We start from the raw sequence: 23,085 nt of genomic DNA, 5'->3' as shown, positions 1-23,085 counted from the left end.
TATTATAAATTGTTATTCAACCCATTTAAATTGTTAAAATACTGGATTTTTTTAATGATTATCTGGATTTTATTAAAGCTGAACAGAATTATTTTTAAATCTTGTGAAATAAATAAAGTCTGTCTTTTTGCTTCTATCCAGCTTCAGTACTTCTTTCTGCCAGAAATATTTATCATAAATAATTTCTTTCAAAGGTTCATTCTGGAAGTTTAAAACTCCGAATTTTCCTTCTTTTTTTACTACAATTTCGTTTTCAGCATTCCCGAATGTGATGATATCTTCGTAAATAAAGGGAACAATTTCTGTTCCTTTTCCATCCAGAATGCCATATAAATTGCCTGTATTTTTACATACCAAAGGTTTTGAATACTGATTAAGCGGATTAAAATATTCAACGTCTTCATTTCTGATCTGACTGATGTTCTTCAACTCTGCCTTTGAGCCATCCTTCACAGAAAAACTATAGTAACGATCCTGTTTTCCAATAATAAGATTGTCCGGATAAAAACCTAAAATCTGTACTCCTTCTCCAACAATATTTTTAAGATCCTTATCCAGGAATTTTTCTTCATTTCCTTTTTTAAGGTAGATAAAATCTTTCCCGGAAATGGTAAAATCTTTGATAAAATCATACTCCTGAGGAAGAATGATATTCCCCTCCAGATCAACAATTCCGGATTTTTTTACTTTATCATTATAAACACTGAAGAAATTATTCAATAAAGGATTTACATATTTAAAATTCTGGGGATACAGCTTCTGGTCTTTCTTATCGAACACAGTTGCTTTACCATTTTTTATAAGGTAGATATACTCCTTTCTTCCAAAGTATTCCGGTGTGATATCATTAAATATTTCTTCTGCAATTGTATTTTCTTCTGCATCTATCAAACCATATTTTCCTGTACTTTTATTTTTAGTAATCAGATAAGGATATGCATTGATATCTACCACCTTTTTAGAAAATTTATGCAGGGTTTGCCCATTGTTTCCAATGATTTCACTCTCATTTTCTTCATTAATGATCAGTGCTTTGCCATCTTCGAAGTTGTAATCTTCTTTAAATTCGCGGCTGCTGAGCTGTTTTCCGTTAAGGTCATACAGAAACCATTTTTTACCTTTTAAAACAAAAAATCTGTTCTTTCCCGAAAAACGGATCTTTTCAGCATAAGGAATAATTTCATTCCCATTATAGTCATAGACGGCTTCTTTATTCTGCTTTGAAGAAATAATACGGTCTTTGCTCCACCAGGGTGTATTGAATTCCTGATCATCCAAAGCAATGAATTCCTTCCCTTTTTCATCAATAATGGCTGATTTTCTCCTATTTCCGTCTTCAGAATAAAGAATAAATCTGTTTTTAAAAATATGTAAAATTCTTCCTCTGTAAGGTGATTCAAAGGTAACGGTTCCTAAAGAGTCTACTATTCCCTGCTTTTTAGACCCGGAATCGTAAACTGTTCCGTATCCCTCTGAATAGGAATTTACTTCCTTTCCTGTTTTTTTTGACAGGATCACTTTCATATATTGGTTGGTCTGTGCTGTACAAACTACAGAACACAATACAAAGACTAATTTTTTCAAGAAAAATTAAATAGAATTGTTGACAATAAGAACGATCTCTCCTTTTAATGTTTTACTCTTGGAAAATTCAATTAATTCATTGATTGTTCCTCGTTTAGTTTCTTCAAATTTTTTAGAGATCTCACGGCTCAGACTTACTTTGGTTTCTTCTCCAAAAAATTCTTTGATCTGCTCCAGAGTCGTGTTGATTTTATGGGGACTTTCGTAAAGAACGATGGTCTTTTTTTCTTCAGCAAGCTGTTTAAGCTTTGTCTGTCTTCCTTTTTTCTGTGGTAAAAAACCTGCGAATAAAAATTCATTATTGGGCAGTCCTGAAACTACAAGTGCAGGAATAAGAGCAGTTGCTCCGGGAAGGCAGATCATATCAATATTATTATCTGCTCCAGCCTTTGCCAGTAAATATCCAGGATCAGAAATACCGGGTGTTCCTGCATCGGTAATAATAGCGATATTCTGACCGTTTTTAAGGTCTGTAATTACTTTCTCAGTTGCCTGGTGTTCATTGTGTAAATGATAAGATTTTAAAGGCTTTGAGATCTCAAAATGTTTTAAAAGTATTCCGGAAGTTCTGGTGTCTTCACATAAAATATAATCAACTTCTTTAAGGACATTTACTGCCCTGAAAGTCATATCTTCCAGATTCCCAACAGGTGTGGGAACAAAATATAAGATTCCGCTCAAAATTATAAGAATTTATTTTCCACCAATATCCAAAGTCTCTGAGCATATTCATCCACTTTATTCCATTTTCTTTCGTAATACAGATCACTAAGATATTCTTTGGCTTCTTCCAGTGTTTTGAACTGGTTCAGCTGAAATACTGTATCATTCAGATCGGTCTGACTTCCTTCAAAGAGCATTTTTGAAAAAGCAATCCTGTCATTCAAATCCAGCTTAAATTCCGGTTTCTGCTTGTCTGCTTCCATAAAATTAGTAGGAATATTAGACTTCAGAATACTTCCGGTAACTTCTTTCTCAAGTACGGGCTCCTTTTCGTTAGGAAATTCTCTTTCCAAAGGATCGTCATCAAAAAGTGACTGAACGGCCTTCAATCCCTTGATATTGGATAATTTTATTTTTTTCTCCTGATGATATTCTTCTAAGTTTTCAAAACTTTCATCAGAAGGATGTTTTTCTGTTTCTTCGGCAGCAGGTTTATCGAATTCTACGATTTTCCTTCTGTCATAGACTTCAGCAAGGATGCTTTCCTCCTTCGTCTCTTCTACCGAATGATCATTTTTTATCTCATTCAGAATATTTTCTACATTGGACGTTTCTGTGGCCAGTTCTCCCTGTTCAATAGAAATATTTGAAGCAACAAACTGTTCTTCATTTTCTTCAATCAGTATTTCATCTTCCAGAGTTTCTGTATCAAAAATACTTGGAATAATTTCTGTCACAGGAACTTTAGCATCATTTACCCCGGCAAAATCGGTTTCTTTTTTTGATTCCGGCTCAGTATTTTCCTCCTCCTGGTCATCTATTTCATTCAGCTGGTTGTTGAAAGTGGCTTCTTCCTCCGTCACTTCATTGTGAAACAGGTCTTCATTAAGATCTTCATCAGAATCCGGTGTAGAATCAGCAAGAATTTTTTCTTCATCTACAAAGCTCAGAACAGCTCTCTCCTCTTCTGAAATTTCATTTTCATCAATTTCGTTCAATTGATTATTGAAAACCGCTTCTTCTTCCAGGGTTTCATGATCAGAGGTTTGTTCCTGAATGCTTTCCGGTGTTTTTTCTTCGTAACTCTCTTCTGCAAAGCTTACAATATTTTCATGGAATTCATTTTCAACAATTTCATTCAGCTGGTTATTGAAAACGGCTTCCTCTTCTTCAGATCCGGTTGAGAAAATTTCATTCTCATCAATTTCGTTCAGCTCATTATTAAAGATAGCTTCCTCTTCTGTCACCTCATTTCCCTTATCATAATGTTCTGTTTCTCCGGATGCAAAAGAGACATACTGATTGTCCGCGTGCTGTCCCGGAGGATCTGTAACGAAATATTCAATATTCTTTTCCAGCAGTTTCAAAAAAGAAATCCTGTTAGCAAGCTCATCTACAAGATCTTGCTTGGAAAGTAATTCGTCTACGTTGTTTATTTTGTCCAGATTATCAATGATATTCATGGATTCAAAAAAAATCTTTTCCTTTAAATCTTGGATATTCTGCATAATAAGATTCTTATTAAAATTGCTTACTTTTGATGTTAAAAATATACGGCTAATTTAACAAATGTTTTTAGAAAATACAATTAATCATTCCAAACAAAGTGGTTGGATGGAAGTGATTTGTGGCTCTATGTTTTCCGGTAAAACCGAGGAACTGATCCGCAGATTGCGAAGAGCGGAAATGGCAGGACAGAATGTGGAAATTTTTAAACCAAAAATGGATGTACGGTATTCTGAAGAGGATGTAGTATCTCATAATCAGAATAAAATCCGTAGTACAGCAGTAGAAAATCCTAATGAAATTCTTCTGTTGGCTTCCAATTGTGATGTAGTAGCCATTGATGAAGCTCAGTTTTTTGATGAAAGTATTGTTGATGTTGCCAACCAGCTTGCCAATAGCGGGATCAGAGTGGTAATTGCAGGATTGGATATGGATTTTTTGGGCCGTCCGTTCGGGCCAATGCCCAATTTGATGGCCACTGCTGAGTATGTCACAAAAGTGCATGCTATTTGTAAGAGAACTGGTAATCTCGCCAACTATTCTATGAGAACTTCTCAGGGAGATAATCTGGTAGAATTGGGAGAGACTGAAAGCTATGAGGCAGTAAGCCGCCGTGTATTTATTGACGAAGTACTTTTAAAAAGAAAATAAGGGATTGAATACCCCATTAATATATTCACTCAGTAAAAATAAAAACGGAAAAGCAATAGGATAAAATCTGGAAAAAGAAATCAGTATAAATAATCGGTTTCTTACTTTCTTGCTGTTTCGTTCAAAAAAATAAAGCAGAAAGGGCACCAATGAACTATACAGTACAACACATTGCAGAGATCACCAATGCACAAATCATTGGAGACGAAAATTTAATGATTAAAAATATAGCATATGACAGCAGAATTATTTATTCTACTAAAAACACTGCTTTTATCGCGATCAATACCCATAAAAATTCCGGTGAAAAATTTATAGAGTCTGCCATAGACAGGGGTATTAATGTCATTATTTCCGAACATCATTTTCCGGAATTTGAAAATATAACCTGGATTATTGTTGAAAATTCTGTAGAGTTTCTTCAAAAACTGGCAAAGTATCATTTCGAAAATTCTCATTTACAATCTATCGGAATCACGGGAAGTAATGGTAAGACTATTTTAAAAGAATGGTTATATCAATGTCTCTGGAATGAATTTCCTACTGTAAAAAGTCCTAAAAGTTTTAATTCTCAGATTGGTCTTCCGCTATCTCTTCTTCAGATTAACAGCTCTCATCAGCTCGGTATCTTTGAAGTGGGAATTTCAAAACCGCATGAGATGGAAAAGCTTGAAAACATGTTCCATCCTCAAATCGGATTGCTTACCCACATTGGAACAGCTCATGCTGCCAATTTTTCTTCCGAAGATGAGCTTATTGATGAAAAGATCAGACTTTTTAAAAATTCTGAAGTCATCATTTATAATGGTGACAATTCTTTGGTCGAAAAAAAAATTAAACAATCCTATTCAGATAAAAAATTAATTTCTTACGGCTTTAAAAAAGAGAACCAGATTTTCATCAAAAGCAATATTTCCAAAGATGACGACATTATTGTTGATTATTTTGGTGAAGAAATTACTTTTCCTGCACATCAGAGAGACGAAGCAACATTAACCAATGCTATGGCGCTTATCACAGTCCTTAAGGAACTGAATGTCGAAAATAAAAAGATCGTTGAAAAAATCAACCTTTTAAAAGCCGTTGAAATGAGGCTTGAAGCGATTGAAGGAATTAAGGGCAATATCGTCATCAATGATTCTTTTAATCTTGACCTTGATTCTTTGAAGACTGCCCTGCAGTTTTTGAATGAATATAACAAATCTAAAAAATCGCTGGTCTTAACAGACATCGTTGGGGTGAGTACCAATGTAAAAGAATTATATGAAGAAGTTTCTGAGCTGGTCAATGAACAGCATTTTGATTCTGTATTCTTAATTGGTGATGATATATCAAAATTTAGTGAATTATTTAAATCTAAAACATATACTTTCATTGACACTAAAGAGTTAATTGAAAGTAAGCATCTTACTGAAATAGAAAACCAGATTATCTTGTTAAAAGGAGCAAGAAAATTTGAGATCGAAAGACTTAAAGACATTCTTGAACTCAGAAAACATGATACAGTATTGGAGGTAAACCTTAATGCCATTCTTCATAATATTAACTATCATAAATCGCTGCTTGAGCCGGGAACCAAAATGATGGCAATGGTAAAAGCCAATGCATATGGATTGGGAAGTTATGAAGTATCAGAATTTCTTCAGCACCATCACATAGATTATCTGGGTGTGGCCTATGTTGATGAAGGAGTTGAACTTCGTAAAAAAGGAATCACAACTCCAATTATTGTCATGAATCCTGAACAGCATAGCTATCAGACTATTATAGAGTATAATCTGGAGCCAGAAATCTATAGCTTCAGAGTATTGGAATTATTCTATGAGGCCGTTCAGAAATCAGGTTATGATAAAAAATATCCGATTCATATCAAGCTGGAAACCGGAATGCACCGTCTTGGTTTTAAAGATTTTGAACTGGATCATTTAAGCGAAACTTTAAGCCAGAAAAACCTGAAGGTTCAGAGCATGTTCAGCCATTTGTCATCTTCTGACATGCCTGAAGAAAAAGAATTTACTTTGAATCAGCTCGAAGTTTTTGAAAGGAACTCCAGCTACCTGATACAAAAATTAGAATATTCTCCTATACGCCATATCCTGAATTCATCCGGAATAACAAGCTATACCAATTATCAGTTTGATATGGTAAGAATCGGTATCGGAATGCTTGGAGAATCTCCTGATAATGAAATTCAGAAGCAGCTGCAGTCTGTTGTAAGTTTTAAAACTGTAATTTCACAGATATCAATGGTTGAAAACGGTGAATCTGTAGGCTACAGCAGAAAATACAAAGCTGACCATCTAACCAGAATTGCGACAATACCTGTAGGATATGCAGATGGTATTCCGAGACTGATAGGAAATCAGGTAGGAAATGTAGGGGTCAGCAAGACACTGGCACCAATTGTGGGAAATATCTGTATGGACATGATGATGATTAATGTAGATAATATCCCGAATGTTAAAGAAGGCGATACCGTAACAGTTTTCAACGCCAAACCAAGTTTAAAAGAATTCGCAGGCTACTGCAAAACGATAACCTATGAAGTATTAACCTCCATTTCACCTCGGGTGAAACGGATTTATATAAAAGATTAACTATGAGAAAACTCCTGATACTGCTTTTCATATTCCAACTGTTATTGATCCATTCTCAGGTAAAAAAAGATTTGGTGATTCCTAAGAACCCAAAGATCGGACTCTCACTAGCGGGTGGCGGAGCCAAGGGGTTTTCACATGTAGGTGTTCTTAAAGTTTTAGATTCATTGGGAGTGAAGGTGGACTATGTTTCCGGAACAAGTATGGGAGCCATCGTAGGTGGTTTATATGCCGCAGGCTACTCCGGAAAAGAAATAGAAAAAATTGTCATGGATACAGATTTCTATTCTTTAATTATGGATCCGAAGTCCAGGCAGGAATCCAGCTTTTTTAACAAATCTGTAGATAAATACCTTTTATCCATTCCGCTAAAAAACGGAAAAATAACACTTCCCTCTTCTATCAGTACCGGCCAGAGAAATGTTTATCTTCTGAAAGAACTTTTTAAAAACGTTTCCAATATCGAGGACTTTTCCAAAATGCCAATTCCATTCCTGTGTGTTGCAACCAATCTGGAAAGCGGCAATATGCAGATATTTGAAAAAGGAGATCTGGTACAATCAATTATGGCAAGTTCTGCATTTCCTTCTTTAATGGATCCCATTAAAATTGGTGACAGTATTTATATTGACGGAGCCATGACCGTGAACTATCCTTCAAAGCCTTTAAAAGACAGAGGAATTGATATTGTCATTGGTGTGGACCTTAATCAGGATCTTTCAAAAAGAGAGGATTTAAACAATATTATATCCATTCTGAACCAGGTAATTGATTTCGGAATAAAGAAAGATACAAGAAAACAATATAAATATACAGACATTAATATCAAACCCAATCTGAAGGGTATGTCAGCTACAAGCTATGATGATAAGAAGAAAATTCTGGACAGCGGGTATGTAGAAGGCCTCAAATATTCCCAGGTACTGGATCAACTACCCAAACGTCCTTTTGACCGTCTCAGACAGCGTGTAAACCCTATATATTCCAATGTATACAAGATAGACAGCATTTCTATTGAAGGAAGTAAAATATATGGTAAAAACTACACACTGGGAAAAATGGGACTTCGCCTCCCCTCTTTACAGACTTATGGAAGCATCAATAAAATGGTAGATAAATTGGTGGCCACAAATAACTATCGTTTTATCAATTATGATATCGTTCAGGAAAATGATGCCAACTATTTAAAACTTTATGTCACTGAAGATGACACCCGCCATTTTCTAAAATTCGGTCTTCATTATGATGAAGTTTTCAAAACAGGACTTCTTTTGAATTATTCTGCAAAGAGACTTTTATTTAAAAATTCTAATCTATCCCTGGATGTTGTCGTAGGAGACAGATTAAGATATTACCTGAACTATTTTATTGATAACGGATATATTCCGGGATTTGGTATTTACTCGTCCGGAATGAGCTTTGATATAAAAAATGTTGATAATTATGTTGTAGACCGATGGGAATGGTTGAGAAATGAAGCTTATATACAATCTATATGGAAGGATAAATTCGCTATCGGAGGTGGTATCAGCCATGATTACTTCAAAGCAGAAAACAGCAATGGAGATAACAGGCGTTACAGCCGTTTTCTGAACCCTTACATCTTCATAAAAACCGATACGCAGGACGATAAGGAGTTTCCTACCAAAGGAATTTATTTTGCTGCAGAAGGAAAGGTAGTAGATCTTTTAAAGTCTGAGGTTGACAAAAGGATAATTCAGATCAAAGCAGATCTTAAAGTCAACATTCCTCTGGGCAAACAATTCACTTACCGCCTTAATGTGTTTGGAGGTGTTACTATTGGTGAAAATCTTCCTGCCTATTATCAATACAGATTAGGGGGAATTTTTGAACAAAATCTAATGAATTTTAAAAGCTTTGGAGGATTTTATTTCGCCCAGCTTTATACTAACAATGTGATATTGGCATCCAACGATGTCCAGTTTAAATTTAACAAAAACTATTTTATCAGTGGAAACTTTACCTTTGCAAACCTATCAAACGATATCAAGTTTGAAGATGCAGTTAAAGTAAATTATAGCTCGCTGGGAATTACGGCCGGTTACAAATCTCCTTTCGGGCAGATAAAAGTAAACTTCAGCCACTCACTCAAAAATAACCAAAAAGGTATATTCAGTGTTATTTTAGGACACTGGTTTTAAAAAAAATGATACAGTTCTTTTACGAAAACTTACCAGAATCAGTAAGTACAGATTACAAAAAATGGCTGGAAGATCTTATTCTTTCAGAAGGAAAAAAGCTAGGAGAAATCAATTATATTTTCTGTGATGATGAATATCTTCTTAAGATCAATCAGGATTATTTACAGCATGATTATTATACGGATATCATCACTTTTGATTATGTAAAAGGCAAGACAATAAGCGCTGAGATTTTCGTATCTTTGCAGCGCATTTCTGATAACGCCTCTACCCTTTCTCGAGATTATGAAGAAGAATTAAGAAGAGTTTTAGCCCATGGTATTTTACATCTTGCAGGCTATAAAGATAAGACAGAAGAGGAAGAAAATGAGATGCGGAGAATGGAAGATTTGTACTTGGCCAAATACAGGGATTTAAAGTTTTAAAATTGAACAATCACTTAAAGTTCCATACCTAAAGTACTCTGTTCTAGCAATAATATTAGTTTATCTAGAGTGCATTCTCCAAAAATGTTTCACGTGAAACATTGGTTATAAAGATAAGGTTTAAAGCTTAAAACAAGCGAGATAAAAATGATTTCAGAAATATATGATGTGATAGTAGTAGGTGCAGGACACGCAGGTTGTGAAGCAGCTGCGGCAGCAGCCAACCTCGGTTCAAAAACACTACTCGTTACAATGAATATGCAAACCATCGGACAGATGAGTTGCAACCCGGCAATGGGCGGAATCGCAAAAGGACAGATCGTAAGAGAGATTGATGCAATGGGAGGATATTCCGGAATTGTAGCAGACAAATCTGCTATCCAATTCAAAATGCTGAATCTTTCAAAAGGTCCTGCGATGTGGTCTCCGAGAACCCAAAATGATAGAATGCTTTTTGCCGAAGAATGGCGCTTAGCATTAGAGAATACTCCCAATCTTGATTTCTTTCAGGATATGGTGAAGCAACTGATTGTTGAAAACAATAAAGTAACAGGAGTGGTTACTTCTTTAGGAATTGAGATCAAAGCAAAATCTGTAGTTCTTACTAACGGAACTTTTCTTAACGGATTAATTCACGTTGGAGATAAACAATTAGGCGGAGGAAGAATGGGTGAACCAAGAGCATTTGGAATTACAGAGCAATTGGTCACTTTAGGATTCGAAGCAGGAAGAATGAAAACCGGTACTCCACCAAGAGTAGATGGAAGAAGTTTGGATTATTCAAAAATGGAAGAACAAAAAGGAGATGAAAATCCTCAAAAATTCAGCTATCTTGATACTCCGAAATTAACAAAACAATTAAGCTGTCATATCGTATATACGAACGAAACGGTACACGATATTTTGAGAGAAGGTTTTGATAGAAGCCCAATGTTCAATGGTACTATTCAAAGTTTAGGTCCGAGATATTGTCCAAGTATTGAAGATAAGATCAACCGTTTCGCAGAAAGAAACAGACACCAGCTTTTCGTAGAACCTGAAGGATGGAAAACTGTAGAGATCTATGTAAACGGATTCAGCTCTTCTCTTCCGGAAGATGTACAGATCAAAGCAATGAAACAAATTCCTGGATTTGAAAACGTAAAAATCTTCCGACCAGGTTACGCAATTGAATATGACTACTTCCCTCCTACCCAATTGAAACACACCCTGGAAACAAAATTAATTGATAATTTATATTTTGCAGGACAAATTAACGGAACAACAGGATATGAAGAAGCGGCAGGCCAAGGTTTAATTGCTGGTATTAACGCTCATAATAAAGTTCATGAAAAAGGAGATTTCATTCTAAACAGAGACGAAGCCTACATCGGAGTTTTAATAGATGATCTCATCACCAAAGGAACTGAAGAACCTTACAGAATGTTTACTTCACGTGCGGAATACAGACTTCTTTTAAGACAGGATAATGCAGATATCAGATTAACTGAAAAAGCTTACCAATTAGGATTGGCAAAAGAAGACAGGTTAAGAAAAATGGAAACAAAAGTATCTGAAAGTCAATCACTTGAAGAGTTTCTTCGTGAAACTTCTTTAAAACCGGGTATTATCAATCCAGTTCTTGAATCTATAGAGAGCAATCCGGTAGATCAGGCATACAGAGCGGCACAAATTCTTACCAGACCTCATATGACCTTAGGAAAACTGGATGAAATTGATTTCATTAAAGAAGTTTCAAGTCAATACAACGATGAAGTAAGAGAACAGGCAGAGATCAATATTAAGTATAAAGGATATATTGAGAAAGAAAAAGAAAATGTAGCCAAACTGAACCGTCTGGAAAACATTAAAATTCCTGAGGATTTTGATTATACAAAGCTAAGCAGCCTTTCCGCAGAAGCAAAACAGAAGATGTCTAACGTACGTCCGAAGACTATTGCACAAGCAGGAAGAATAAGTGGCGTTTCTCCAGCCGATATAAACGTTTTACTAGTCTATTTAGGACGTTAAAAAGATATGTTTCACGTGAAACATTAAAAAATAAAACAAAAATTAAGGTATTTATGAGCATATCAAGCTCAAAATATCTTAATTTTTTTTACAATATAAAAGATAACGATTTCAATGAAAATAAAAGATCATTTTCTTTCACAGGAAATTTTTGAAATTAAAGAGACAGAAACCAAAGGGGTCTTCAAGACCACTCCTATTCCATCCAATATTTCCAGATATTATGAAAGTGAAGATTATATTTCTCATCATCAGGATTCCGGAAGTCTGAAAGAAAAGCTATACAAATTTCTTCAGTCTTTCAATCTTCAATACAAAAAAAATGTATTGGTAGACAGAATAAAAAAAGGATCAAAAGTTCTTGATTATGGATGCGGTGCCGGAGAGTTTGTTAAATTTATAGAAAATGATTTTGAGACTTTTGGTTTTGAACCTGATGCAGATGCGAGAAAAGCAGCACAAGGAAAAATTACAAAAGCTTCCATATTGGATAATATCAATACAATTGAAGAAAACAGCTTAGATGCTATTACATTATGGCATGTGTTTGAACATATAGAGAATCAGGATGAAATGCTTAATGCTTTTCACGGGAAATTAAAAGAAAAAGGAATTCTTATCATCGCTGTTCCCAACCCTACTTCATATGATGCAAAACATTATAAAGAATATTGGGCAGCTTATGATGTACCGAGGCACATTTATCATTTTTCAAAAAATGGAATGGAAAATCTGATTTCAAAAAAACCAGACTGGAAAATGAGAAAAATTAAACCTTTAGTATTAGATTCTTATTACATTTCCATGTTAAGCGAAAAATACAAAAAATCACCCCTATTTTGGATAAAAGCTGTGGTGTATGGAACGATTTCGAACATAAAGGCATTATTTTCAAACGAATTTTCAAGTTTGATATACATTATCGAAAAAAGATAGAAAATTGATTTTTGACCCATTTCTGAAGGTCAATTTTCAGCATTTTCAGCTTTAAAAACAAAAACTCAGGATTTTTTCTCCTGAGTTTTATTTTTATCTGATGAAGAAGATTTTCAAAATTTACTCAATCTTATAAAAATTTAACATCCTTGTTTTATTTTTCAGAACTAATCTCCCCTACTCCATTTTTAAAAACAGTATAAAAAGGGAATAAGTATTTTTCTTATTCATTACCTAAAGTTTTCCTTGAACATTTAAATCTGTTTTCAATATCTACCTCAAAACTGGTATAAAAACAAAAAAAATTGATTAAGATGGTAAATTCCTTCATAAAAGCCACTAATTTACCGTAAAAATAGAAAAAGGTATAAATACTCAGAAAAAAATAGTTTTTTAATTTTAGAAGTGATTATAGAGGTCAATTTTCAGGGATTTTTTCAAAAATTCTAAATTTTACATTATTGGTAAATATTTTTCTCATTAAATTCAAAAGTGTAAAATCTATTGTAAGCAAAATAATTTCATTATAAATCAAAAAAAAAATAATAGATGGAATTTATAACTCCCCTACTCCCTCCTATCAATATCAAAAAAATTGAAAAAGATTTTTAAAATATAATTTTCGAAGAAATAATGAAAACTGAAAATTACAATAAGAAGAAATTTAAAAATTAATAATTGATAATGCTTATAAATGTAAAGCGATAGAAAAAAAAATTATTAATCCAGAAATAGAAAATAGGTCAATTCTAAAAATTTTAATAAAAGTGCTTTATAAAAAATTGATTGCTTCTTTTTTATAGTATTAAATGAGTAATTTCTAATCATCAGCTATAATATCAAATGAAAAGACTATATAATTCAGTATTATAAAATAGTTTAATTATTGATATACAATCACATACAATACTATCACAATTATGTGAAATAAATAAAATATAAAAATTCACTCAAAAATTATGCTTAATGATATAAAATCTGTGTAAAAGTCAAAAAATTAGATATTAAGTATCATATAAAATCAAATTCCAAAAGAATTCGGGAGTTCCTAAATTAAATCTTAAAGATATAATTCAAAAAATTTACAGCGTCTCATCTCGATCAAGAAATAATCATCAGAAATTACTCTCATATCTTTTAGAAATTTCATTTCTCTCCATATCATTTTATGATCTTTTTTATTAAAATACGCGAACCAATTAAAGAAAAAAACTAGCTTGATCTCTTATTTTATTGCAAAAAAATATAGTCATTTAGCACAAAAATTAAAGCATACAATAAGAATTAAACCTCTCAAATTTTTCAATTTTTAAATAGAAAACCTGAGCAAAAACTTTCCGAAAAGCCTAAGTAACTGAAAAAGAATTAATGCAAAATCAATATAACCACAGGTTATATCTAAAACCCGTTCAAAACTTCGATTAATAAAGGATTTCCTTACAATTTCAGAAATAAAAAAAGCCTGCTAATATAATTAGCAGGCTTCGAAATATTTATTCTTTTGTATTAATTATTGATTGCAGCTACACCTGGTAATTCAAGTCCTTCAAGGCTTTCAAGCATTGCTCCACCACCGGTAGAAACATAACTTACCTGATCAGCATATCCGAATTGCTTAACGAACGCAACACTGTCTCCTCCTCCAACTAAAGAAAAAGCTCCTAATCTTGTTGCTTCAGCAATACTCTCACCCAATGCAACAGTTCCACCAGCAAAATTTGACATTTCAAAAACTCCAATCGGTCCATTCCAAAGAATAGTTCTTGAATTTAATAAGACATCATTAAATTGATCTCTGGATTTGTGGCCAGCATCAAGTCCCATCCATCCTTCAGGGATTGCGTAGATGTCAGCTTCTTTTCTTTCCACATCATTACTAAAACTTTCAGCGATAATAGCATCAGATGGAAGATAAACTTTTACTTTATGTTCTTTAGCTTTCCCTAAAATCTCAAGTGCTAAAGGAAGTTTGTCTTCTTCTACCAAAGAATTACCAATTTTCCCTCCAAGAGCCTTAATAAATGTAAACGCCATTCCTCCACCAATAATCAGATTATCTACTGCAGGAAGAATATTTTCTATAATGGTAATTTTAGTTGAAACTTTAGATCCTCCAAGGATAGCCGTAACTGGTCTCTCACCGCTTTTCAATACCTTATCGATTGCCTGAAGCTCATTAGCCATCAATAAACCGAAATATTTAGTTGATGGGAAATATTGAGCAATCACCGCTGTAGAAGCATGAGCTCTATGTGCAGTTCCGAATGCATCATTTACATAAGCATCTCCTAATTTAGAAAGTTTCTCAGCAAAACCTGCATCTCCTTTTTCCTCTTCATTATGAAAACGTACATTTTCCAGTAATAAGATCTCCCCCGGTTTCAATTCAGCAGCAGCTTGCTCTGCTTTTTCCCCAATGCATTCATCAACAAACTTAACCTCCTGCCCAAGAACAGCAGAAACTTCGCCAAGAATATGTTTAAGAGAAAATTCATCTTTAACCTCTCCCTTAGGTCTTCCAAGGTGTGTTATTAAAATGACCGAACCACCATCATTAAGGATCTTCTCCACTGTTGGTTTCACAGCAACAATTCTTGTATTGTCTGTCACCTTCAGCTGATCGTCCTGAGGAACATTGAAGTCCACTCTTACCAGAGCTTTCTTGTCTTTAAAATTGAAATCATTGATTGTTTTCATAAGTAGATTTATTTTTTTCTGAGTCAAATGAAACTCCTGTGTCCAGATCCCGGTTTGCTTTTCCGTAAATCCTGCAAAGACAATTTCATAAATCTCATTGAATTTTCGTTTCACAAATGTAAGGTTTTAAACTTTTTCAACAGATTGATTAAAATAAAAGTTTTCAAAAACTTTCCCCGAACCCAATCACCCATTAATCAACAATTTTTTCTCTTTAAAAAAAAGAAATAATGTAGTTGTTGTTGAGTGTTGTTAGTTTCGGGGATAAGTTTTAGACTAAAAGTTGGTAACACTCAACTTTTATTCAATTCATATTTAACTCACAATATAAATCCTTGTAAACCCGCTATTTCACATACTTATTAACAAATGTTGGTAACTTTGGGAAGAATCAATTATTAGTTATTTTATTATGGAGAAATCTGGGGATAGCTTGAGAAAAGATCTGGAAAGTTGTGGTAAAATTTTGCGGAAAGATTTTCCATTACGAAATAAATTGGTCTTTAAAAATAGAAAGTTGATAAAAGTTTTCCACAGTTATTAACATACCTCTTAACAATTAACTCAGGGTTTACTAACACGAATTGTTATTATTCTTACCTTTGTATGGAAATAGAATCTAATAAAGCTTAATAAGAGTATTATGAAAAGAAAAATTGCTATTGCAGCGGACCATGCAGGCTATGAATATAAGGAGATTGTTAAGAACTATCTTTCAGAACAATTTGAAGTTCAGGATTTTGGGACGTTTTCCACAAACAGTGTGGATTATCCGGACTTTGTACACCCTGCTGCAACCTCTGTGGAAAATGGAGAAAATGAGCTAGGAATTCTGATCTGTGGAAGCGGAAACGGAGTTCAGATCACTGCGAACAAACATCAGAAAATAAGATGCGCACTTTGCTGGATGCCGGAGATTGCAACACTGGCAAGACAGCATAATGATGCCAATATGATTTCAATGCCTGCAAGATTTATATCAAAGGAACTGGCGATTGAGATTGTAGACAGATTTCTTTCAACAGACTTCGAAGGTGGAAGACACCAGAACAGAGTTGATAAAATTGCAGTTTGCTAAAATATACTAAGGCTTGTAAATCATATTACAAGCCTTATTTATTTTTTATTTGTACATTTGCAGTGTCCAATAGAAATTACACTCTATTATTCTCCAAAGCCTTTCTTATATTTGAAACATATTTAATAGAAGGTTTTTCTCTTTTCTTCTCGAGAATTGTATTAAATTTATACAAAACTAAAGCTCCCGTTCTAAGTAAACTGAAAGATAATTTCTAATGATGTACGGAAAGATTCCAATGATGAAATTGAATGACCTTATATAAAGGAACGAATAAGGAAGATTTAGAAAAAGGTCTTACTTGAGATAAGACGAAAACAATTAAAAGAAATTTAAAATGCCAAAAAAAAGAAAATATATAAGTCATAAAAATGATTTAAAAATGATGGAGATCGGAAGACTGATTCTCCGTTTTATGAATGCGAATTCATCTAAAATTTATAATTACAAGCAGATTGCTGACGGAATAGATTACAAAAATCCAAGACAAAGGGAACTTGTAATCCAGGCTCTGCATAAACTTCAGGGCTCTGAAAAAATCAAAGAAGTAGAAAAAGGAAAATATATAGTGAACCTGAAAATAGCAGGAACGCTTACCGGAATTATTGACTTCAATCAAAGTGGAAATGCTTACGTAAGTGTGGAAGGTTTGGAAGATGATGTCTTCGTTCATGCGAAAAATGTGAAGGATGCCCTGCAGGGAGATAAGGTCCTAATTATAACTTATCATTATAAAGGAAAGAAACTTGAAGGCTCTGTTCTGGAAGTTTTGGAGCGTAACAGAACTGAATTTGTAGGAACATTTCAGAAGGTGGCTCATAAAGAATTTGGGTTTGTTGTTTGTGATAAAAAATCAATCAATACAGATATCTTTATTCCGAAGGGAAAATTCAACAATGCTGAAGATGGAGATAAAGTTATCGTAAAAATGACAGAATGGAGACCGGGAGATAAAAATCCTGAAGGAGAAATTATCCAGGTGCTGGGTGCTCCGGGAGAACATGAAACGGAAATCCACTCTATCCTTGCAGAATATGGTCTGCCTTATGAGTTTCCATCAGAAGTAGAAGCAGATGCAGATAAAATAGACAGAAGTATTACGGATGAAGAAGCTGCAAAACGTTGGGATATGCGTAATATCTGTACATTTACGATTGACCCGAAAGATGCGAAAGATTTTGATGATGCTTTATCCATTAGAAAGCTGGAAAACGGAAACTGGGAAATCGGTGTTCACATTGCTGACGTATCTCATTATGTAGTTCCCGGAACTATTCTTGATGATGAAGCGTATAAGAGAGCTACTTCGGTATATCTTGTTGACAGAGTTGTTCCGATGCTTCCGGAAGTTTTAAGTAATGATGTTTGTTCCCTTCGTCCTCACGAAGATAAGTATACTTTTTCTGCAGTTTTTGAACTGAATGACGAGGCTGAAATTCAGAAACAGTGGTTTGGAAGAACAGTGATTCATTCAGACAGAAGGTTTACGTATGAAGAGGCTCAGGAACGTATAGAAAGCGGACAAGGAGATCTGGCAGAAGAGATTAATACTCTTGACAGGCTGGCAAAGATTATGCGTCATGAACGTATAAGAAGAGGAGCTATTACTTTTGACAGAAGTGAAGTAAGATTCAATCTGGATGAAAATAATGAACCGATTGGAGTTTACTTTAAAATTAGTAAGGATTCCAATCACCTGATCGAAGAATTCATGCTTTTGGCCAATAAAAAAGTATCTGAATATGTATCTCTGAGTAGAAAGGGTGAAATCACCAACAATACATTTATTTACAGGGTTCACGATGATCCGGATCCGGCAAAACTGGAATCTTTAAGAGATTTTGTGGCTACTTTCGGATATAAAATGAATCTTGCCAACACCAAAAAGGTTGCAGAATCTTTGAATAAACTTCTTCATGATGTAAAAGGAAAAGGCGAAGAGAATATGATTGAAACCCTTGCGATGAGAAGTATGAGCAAAGCGGTATATTCTACAGAACCAATTGGCCACTATGGTCTTGGTTTCGAGTATTACAGCCACTTTACCTCTCCTATCCGTCGTTACCCGGATTTACTTGCACACCGTCTTCTTCAGCATTATTTGGATGGGGGGAAATCTCCAAACAGAGGAGAGCTTGAAGACAAAGCAAAACACTGCAGCGCTATGGAAAGACTGGCAGCAGATGCGGAAAGAGACTCTATCAAGTTTATGCAGGTGAAATTCATGGAAAAACACTTGGGAGAAACTTTCAGAGGAGTGATTTCCGGAGTGGCAGAATTCGGTTTCTGGGTTGAAATTCCTGAAAATGGTGCTGAAGGTCTTATCAAACTTAGAGATCTTGTGGATGATTCATATATGTATGATGCAAAAACCCATGCGGTATACGGAATAAGACACGGAAACAAGTATCAGTTGGGAGATGAAGTTCAGATCAAAGTGGTAAAAGCAAATCTTATTCAGAAGCAGCTTGACTTTCAGATTGTGAAGTAAGAAACATGTCTTAAAATAAGACTGTAGATAATTTATAGAAAGGTTGAAATGTTAATGAACATTCAGCCTTTTATTTTTTTAAGCAAAAGCTTTTGAATATACTCTCCTCTCCTATTTTCTTAAAAATTTTACATTAAACTCTCCTTAAAATCCACTTGATATATCACAACTTTATTGAATAATTAAATCATAAAGTATAACTTTGTATAAAACGAAATGAATTTATTTTCATTTTAAAATACCACTTAATGCTAGAACTTGTACTATCTGCCATCATATTAGGATTTATGCTGAGCCTGGTTTTTATAGGACCTATCTTCTTCCTTTTAATTGAAACCAGCTTTTCCAGAGGCCCAAAGCATGCATTGTCACTAGATCTTGGTGTGATTACAGCAGATTTATTATGCATTGTAGCGGCTTATTATGCCAGTACGGATATTGTTTCGTTAATTGATAAACATCCCGGATTTTACAGAATCACCTCTATTCTTATTTTCATTTATGGAATTGTGATGCTGGTTACCAAAACCAAAATGCATTTGCCCGGCGAAGAAAAGATCATTGGCCAAAATTATATTAAAACATTTTTCAATGGCTTTTTCTTTAATCTTCTCAATGTTGGAGTCATCCTTTTCTGGCTGGTAACGGTAATTTCCGTAAGGAATCAATATCCGGACACCAGCAGTTTTATTTTATACATAGGGATAGTACTGGCCACTTACCTTTCAATAGATCTTGCCAAGATATTTCTTGCCAAGCAGTTTCATGATAAATTAACACAAAAACTGGCCAACCAAATCAGAAGAGTTGTTGGCTGTATTCTTATTATTTTCAGTTTCTTCATCTTTCTGCAAAGTTTCAAAAAGTTCAATCAGTTTGAAAGACAGCTGGAGGAAGCAGAAAAGAAAGAAGTAAAATATCAAAAAACAAAATGAAAAAAATGATCTTTCCAAAGTCTCTTAAAAAAGGAGACAAAATAGCTGTTATTTCCCCTGCTGGAGCGGTAGATGCCACCCAATTGGAAAAGGGAATAGAAATGATTAAAAGTAGAGGTTTTGAACCCGTTCTCGGAGAACATCTCTTCACTAAATTTTCAAACGGATACAATTATGCCGGAACAGAACAGGAAAGAATAAAAGATATCAATTGGGCTTTAAACGATACAGAAATCAGAGCGGTATGGGCTTCCAGAGGAGGTTATGGATGCCAGCACCTGGTTCAGCATCTGAAAATGAAAGGTTTTACAGAAAATCCGAAATGGTATATCGGGTATTCTGATAACACGGTTATACAAAGCTATCTGTTGAAAAAAGGTTTTGTGTCCATTCATGGGCAAACCATTAAGACATCAAGTTTTGGAGTTACCGATGGCAGCTATGATCTGATCTTCGATATTTTAAAAGGAAAAATGCCAAAATATAACCTTGAATCAAATCAATTCAATAAAGAAGGGAATATTGAAGGAGAATTGGTTGGAGGTAATCTAGCCCTTATTTATGCCCTTTTAGGAACTAAGTATTCTTTCTACTTTAAAGACAAGATCTTGTTTATCGAAGATATCGGAGAAAACTTCTATGCACTGGACCGCATGATTATGAGTCTGGAGCTGGCAGGAGTCTTCAGTAAGATCAAAGGACTTATCGTTGGCGGGATGACCAATATGGGAGACGAAAAAGAAAATAAAAGCTATGAAGAAAGCTTTGATGAATTTGCTTATAAACTTATCTCTGACAGAATTTCAAAATATAAATTCCCGGTAGTATTTGCTTTCCCGAATGGACATATTAAAGATAACCGACCACTTTTAATCGGTGGTAATGTTAAAATGAAGGTTGGAACTAAAGTAAAGCTCGAATTTTAAAAAGACAACTACTCTCCTATCTTCAAACTCTTAAATACAAAATATGGCTGATCATAACGATTTTGGAAAAATAGCAGAAGATATGGCAGCCCATTATCTTCAGAAAAAAGGCTGCAAAATTCTTGCGAGAAACTTCCGTTTTCAAAAAGCGGAGATAGACATTATTGCTGAAAAAGATCATCTGATTATCATTGTGGAAGTGAAAGCAAGATCTACTGATGCATTTATGCTCCCCCAGGAAGCTGTAACCAAAACAAAAATAAAATCAATTGTTTCTGCAGCCAATCATTATCTAGAAGAGTTTAATAAAGATAACGAAGTCAGATTTGATATTATCTCCGTTCTTCCTGATGAAAATAAAACCTTAATTATTGACCATATTACAAATGCTTTTGAAGCATTTGATGCCAACTAGTTATATCTTTTCTATCTTTGAATATAGAATAATTATTAATCTAAAAACTTACTATATGCCTTTTGTAAGAATTAGCTTACCTAAAACGCTGAGACAAGAAGTAAAAGATCAAATTTCTATCTCTGTTCACCAGAGTTTGATCAATGAATTTAATATCCCTGCTGATGATTATTTTCATGTTATTGAAGAATTAGATTCACACCAGATTAAATTTCCCAAAAGTTATCTTGAGATCCCACATACAGAAGAAATAGTCTATATACAGATTATTGCAGGCAAAGGAAGAACCTTTGAAAAGAAAAAAAGGCTTTATGCTTCTATCGCTGAAAAAATAGCAGAATCAACCACAATTACAAAAAATAATATCATTATTGTATTAACTGAAAATAACGGACAGGAAGATTGGTCATTTGGAAATGGAGGGATACAGGGAGCAAAACATATTATTTAAGAATATAAAAAAATTATGAAGACAATATTAATCACCGGAGCTACTTCCGGTATAGGTAAGGCCACTGCAGAGCTTCTTGCAAAACAGGGAAACAGAATCATTATCTGCGGAAGAAGAAGCGAAGTATTGGAAACGGTAAAATCAGAGCTATCTCAATATACCGAAGTATTTAGTTTATTGTTTGATGTGAGGGACCTCAAAGAAGTAGAAACATCCATTAATTCACTTCCTGAAAACTGGAAAGAGATTGATGTTCTGATCAATAATGCTGGAAATGCTCATGGATTAGATCCTCTTTCAGCTGGCAAGACTGATGACTGGGATTCTATGATTGACGGAAATGTAAAAGGACTACTCTATGTTTCTAAAATGATCATTCCAAATATGAAAACTAAAAATTTAGGTCATATAGTAAACATCAGTTCTGTGGCGGCAAGGCAGACTTATGCAAATGGAGTAGTGTACTGTGCAACGAAGAAAGCAGTAGACGTTATTTCAGAAGGAATGAGACTGGAACTTACCGAATTTGGAATCAAAGTAACCAATATTCAGCCGGGAGCTGTAGAAACCGATTTCTCTTTGGTAAGATTCAAAGGAGACAGCGAGAAAGCTTCAACGGTGTATGCAGGCTATGATGCCCTGAAAGCAGAAGATATTGCTGATGCCATTGCTTATTGTGTAAATGCTCCGAAACACGTTACCATTTCAGATATGACAATCTACCCGAGTGCTCAGGCAGAACCGAGAACTATTTATAGAAAATAGTCAAAATAATGGATTAAATTTGCAGAATATTAAAGCAATGTTGCGAAAGCAAGATCGCTGTTTAGCTTAAAACAAGAAAATGAAAATTCTATATCTGGAAACATCATCCAAAAACTGTTCGGTAGCAGTATCAGACAATGAAAAGCTACTGTGCGTGTGTGAAGAAGTTTCCGAAAATTATAAACAGTCTGAAAGCCTTCATACCTATGTAGAATGGGCGTTGGAAGGTGCGGGTATTGCTCTTAAAGATATTGAAGCTGTTGCTTTAGGGAAAGGTCCCGGATCTTATACAGGGTTAAGGATTGGCGCAGCTTCTGCAAAAGGATTCTGCTATGGTCTTAGAGTTCCCCTGATTGCCGTGAATTCTCTTGAAAGCATGATAGAGCCTTTTTTAGGCGATAACTATGACTTTATAATACCTTTGATTGATGCAAGAAGAATGGAGGTGTATACGGCCGCTTATGACGGTAATACGGGAAAAGAACTATCTGAGACAGAAGCTAAAATTTTGGATGAGACTTCTTTTGAAGAATTCAGAGATAAAAAAGTGTTGTTTATAGGAGATGGGGCTAAGAAGGCAAAAGAGATACTGAATCTTCCTGATGCCGTTTTTAACGAGGATGTTTATCCTTCTGCACAATATCTTATCAGAAAGACATTGGAAAAAATAGAAAATAAAGAATTTGAAGATATGGCTTATTTTGAGCCTTTCTATCTCAAAGATTTCCATGGGGTAAAGAAAAAGAAATCGTAAGATTGTACCAGACAATAAACATTTATATAAAAATAAAAA

The 23,085-nt window shown here is 34.3% G+C and carries 18 protein-coding genes; 14 read left to right on the top strand and 4 right to left on the bottom strand.

Translation table 11 applies throughout. The features are described from left to right. Nucleotides 1-72: 72 nt before the first annotated feature. Genes KIK00_RS15425 through KIK00_RS15415 form a run of 3 tightly spaced genes read right to left on the bottom strand, consistent with a single transcriptional unit; the run spans nt 73 to nt 3,755 of the window. Entirely contained in the window at nt 73-1,584 is a 1,512-nt protein-coding gene (locus KIK00_RS15425; RefSeq protein ID WP_255813255.1) for a WG repeat-containing protein, read from the bottom strand. A gap of 6 nt (nt 1,585-1,590) precedes the next feature. Beyond that, nucleotides 1,591-2,265 (bottom strand): 16S rRNA (cytidine(1402)-2'-O)-methyltransferase, encoded by a 675-nt coding sequence (rsmI, locus tag KIK00_RS15420; protein ID WP_047377914.1) that lies wholly within the window; start codon nt 2,263-2,265, stop codon nt 1,591-1,593. A 2-nt stretch (nt 2,266-2,267) separates the two neighbouring features. Continuing rightward, nucleotides 2,268-3,755 carry a hypothetical protein gene (locus KIK00_RS15415; protein WP_255813254.1) on the bottom strand — a complete coding sequence of 496 codons (1,488 nt, stop codon included), beginning with the start codon at nt 3,753-3,755 and terminating at the stop codon, nt 2,268-2,270. A 61-nt stretch (nt 3,756-3,816) separates the two neighbouring features. Here KIK00_RS15415 and KIK00_RS15410 point away from each other — a divergent pair, with 61 nt between their 5' ends. The 6 genes from KIK00_RS15410 (at nt 3,817) to KIK00_RS15385 (ending at nt 12,534) form a co-directional block, all read left to right on the top strand. Continuing rightward, complete coding sequence (locus tag KIK00_RS15410) at nt 3,817-4,404, top strand: thymidine kinase (protein ID WP_047377916.1); 588 nt, start codon at nt 3,817-3,819, stop codon at nt 4,402-4,404. A gap of 149 nt (nt 4,405-4,553) precedes the next feature. After that, the gene (locus tag KIK00_RS15405) at nt 4,554-7,001 is read left to right on the top strand and encodes a bifunctional UDP-N-acetylmuramoyl-tripeptide:D-alanyl-D-alanine ligase/alanine racemase (RefSeq protein ID WP_255813252.1); all 2,448 of its coding nucleotides are present in this window, start codon (nt 4,554-4,556) and stop codon (nt 6,999-7,001) included. 2 nt (nt 7,002-7,003) lie between these two features. Further along, nucleotides 7,004-9,163 (top strand): patatin-like phospholipase family protein, encoded by a 2,160-nt coding sequence (locus KIK00_RS15400; protein WP_255813251.1) that lies wholly within the window; start codon nt 7,004-7,006, stop codon nt 9,161-9,163. Between the two features lie 5 nt (nt 9,164-9,168). Further along, nucleotides 9,169-9,588, top strand: a complete 420-nt coding sequence (gene ybeY, locus KIK00_RS15395) for an rRNA maturation RNase YbeY (protein ID WP_255813250.1) — start codon at nt 9,169-9,171, stop codon at nt 9,586-9,588. Nucleotides 9,589-9,735: 147 nt separating this feature from the next. Next, the gene (gene mnmG, locus KIK00_RS15390) at nt 9,736-11,598 is read left to right on the top strand and encodes a tRNA uridine-5-carboxymethylaminomethyl(34) synthesis enzyme MnmG (protein ID WP_255813249.1); all 1,863 of its coding nucleotides are present in this window, start codon (nt 9,736-9,738) and stop codon (nt 11,596-11,598) included. Between the two features lie 114 nt (nt 11,599-11,712). Beyond that, complete coding sequence (locus KIK00_RS15385; protein ID WP_255813248.1) at nt 11,713-12,534, top strand: bifunctional 2-polyprenyl-6-hydroxyphenol methylase/3-demethylubiquinol 3-O-methyltransferase UbiG; 822 nt, start codon at nt 11,713-11,715, stop codon at nt 12,532-12,534. Nucleotides 12,535-14,040: 1,506 nt separating this feature from the next. Here KIK00_RS15385 and pgk read toward each other — a convergent pair. Next, nucleotides 14,041-15,231, bottom strand: coding sequence for a phosphoglycerate kinase (pgk, locus tag KIK00_RS15380; protein ID WP_142717580.1), 1,191 nt, complete (start codon nt 15,229-15,231; stop codon nt 14,041-14,043). A 643-nt stretch (nt 15,232-15,874) separates the two neighbouring features. Between pgk and rpiB the strand changes: the two genes are divergently transcribed. The 8 genes from rpiB to tsaB all read left to right on the top strand — a co-directional run bounded on the left by rpiB (nt 15,875) and on the right by tsaB (nt 23,046). Then, on the top strand, nt 15,875-16,309 hold the full coding sequence (gene rpiB / locus KIK00_RS15375) for a ribose 5-phosphate isomerase B (protein WP_255813247.1): 435 nt from the start codon (nt 15,875-15,877) through the stop codon (nt 16,307-16,309). 337 nt (nt 16,310-16,646) lie between these two features. After that, the gene (rnr, locus tag KIK00_RS15370; protein WP_255813246.1) at nt 16,647-18,800 is read left to right on the top strand and encodes a ribonuclease R; all 2,154 of its coding nucleotides are present in this window, start codon (nt 16,647-16,649) and stop codon (nt 18,798-18,800) included. A gap of 248 nt (nt 18,801-19,048) precedes the next feature. Continuing rightward, on the top strand, nt 19,049-19,735 hold the full coding sequence (locus KIK00_RS15365) for a LysE family translocator (RefSeq protein WP_255813245.1): 687 nt from the start codon (nt 19,049-19,051) through the stop codon (nt 19,733-19,735). Further along, a complete protein-coding gene (locus tag KIK00_RS15360; protein ID WP_255813244.1) occupies nt 19,732-20,661 on the top strand; it encodes an LD-carboxypeptidase in 930 nt (309 codons plus the stop codon). Before KIK00_RS15365 ends, KIK00_RS15360 begins: the two co-directional genes overlap by 4 nt. A 43-nt stretch (nt 20,662-20,704) precedes the next feature. Further along, nucleotides 20,705-21,076, top strand: a complete 372-nt coding sequence (locus KIK00_RS15355) for a YraN family protein (protein ID WP_255813243.1) — start codon at nt 20,705-20,707, stop codon at nt 21,074-21,076. A 55-nt stretch (nt 21,077-21,131) separates the two neighbouring features. Beyond that, a complete protein-coding gene (locus KIK00_RS15350) occupies nt 21,132-21,527 on the top strand; it encodes a tautomerase family protein (protein WP_255813242.1) in 396 nt (131 codons plus the stop codon). Between the two features lie 15 nt (nt 21,528-21,542). Beyond that, nucleotides 21,543-22,292, top strand: a complete 750-nt coding sequence (locus tag KIK00_RS15345; protein ID WP_255813241.1) for an SDR family NAD(P)-dependent oxidoreductase — start codon at nt 21,543-21,545, stop codon at nt 22,290-22,292. 79 nt (nt 22,293-22,371) lie between these two features. Next, nucleotides 22,372-23,046: a tRNA (adenosine(37)-N6)-threonylcarbamoyltransferase complex dimerization subunit type 1 TsaB gene (gene tsaB / locus KIK00_RS15340; RefSeq protein ID WP_255813240.1), complete on the top strand. Its 675-nt coding sequence runs from the start codon at nt 22,372-22,374 to the stop codon at nt 23,044-23,046. Nucleotides 23,047-23,085: the final 39 nt, after the last annotated feature.

Source organism: Chryseobacterium sp. MA9 (assembly GCF_024399315.1).
Lineage (GTDB): Bacteria > Bacteroidota > Bacteroidia > Flavobacteriales > Weeksellaceae > Chryseobacterium.
The sequence above is the reverse complement of the archived record's forward strand: the minus strand, read 5'-3'. Positions and strand labels throughout refer to the sequence as shown.

Bases quoted from the DNA above. Each gene is read 5' to 3' on its own strand.
- KIK00_RS15415 (WP_255813254.1), bottom strand. From the start codon at position 3,755: ATGCAGAATATCCAAGATTTAAAGGAAAAGATTTTTTTTGAATCCATG.
- KIK00_RS15410 (WP_047377916.1), top strand. From the start codon at position 3,817: ATGTTTTTAGAAAATACAATTAATCATTCCAAACAAAGTGGTTGGATG.
- KIK00_RS15405 (WP_255813252.1), top strand. From the start codon at position 4,554: ATGAACTATACAGTACAACACATTGCAGAGATCACCAATGCACAAATC.
- KIK00_RS15400 (WP_255813251.1), top strand. From the start codon at position 7,004: ATGAGAAAACTCCTGATACTGCTTTTCATATTCCAACTGTTATTGATC.
- ybeY (WP_255813250.1), top strand. From the start codon at position 9,169: ATGATACAGTTCTTTTACGAAAACTTACCAGAATCAGTAAGTACAGAT.
- mnmG (WP_255813249.1), top strand. From the start codon at position 9,736: ATGATTTCAGAAATATATGATGTGATAGTAGTAGGTGCAGGACACGCA.
- KIK00_RS15385 (WP_255813248.1), top strand. From the start codon at position 11,713: ATGAAAATAAAAGATCATTTTCTTTCACAGGAAATTTTTGAAATTAAA.
- pgk (WP_142717580.1), bottom strand. From the start codon at position 15,231: ATGAAAACAATCAATGATTTCAATTTTAAAGACAAGAAAGCTCTGGTA.
- rpiB (WP_255813247.1), top strand. From the start codon at position 15,875: ATGAAAAGAAAAATTGCTATTGCAGCGGACCATGCAGGCTATGAATAT.
- rnr (WP_255813246.1), top strand. From the start codon at position 16,647: ATGCCAAAAAAAAGAAAATATATAAGTCATAAAAATGATTTAAAAATG.
- KIK00_RS15365 (WP_255813245.1), top strand. From the start codon at position 19,049: ATGCTAGAACTTGTACTATCTGCCATCATATTAGGATTTATGCTGAGC.
- KIK00_RS15360 (WP_255813244.1), top strand. From the start codon at position 19,732: ATGAAAAAAATGATCTTTCCAAAGTCTCTTAAAAAAGGAGACAAAATA.
- KIK00_RS15355 (WP_255813243.1), top strand. From the start codon at position 20,705: ATGGCTGATCATAACGATTTTGGAAAAATAGCAGAAGATATGGCAGCC.
- KIK00_RS15350 (WP_255813242.1), top strand. From the start codon at position 21,132: ATGCCTTTTGTAAGAATTAGCTTACCTAAAACGCTGAGACAAGAAGTA.
- KIK00_RS15345 (WP_255813241.1), top strand. From the start codon at position 21,543: ATGAAGACAATATTAATCACCGGAGCTACTTCCGGTATAGGTAAGGCC.
- tsaB (WP_255813240.1), top strand. From the start codon at position 22,372: ATGAAAATTCTATATCTGGAAACATCATCCAAAAACTGTTCGGTAGCA.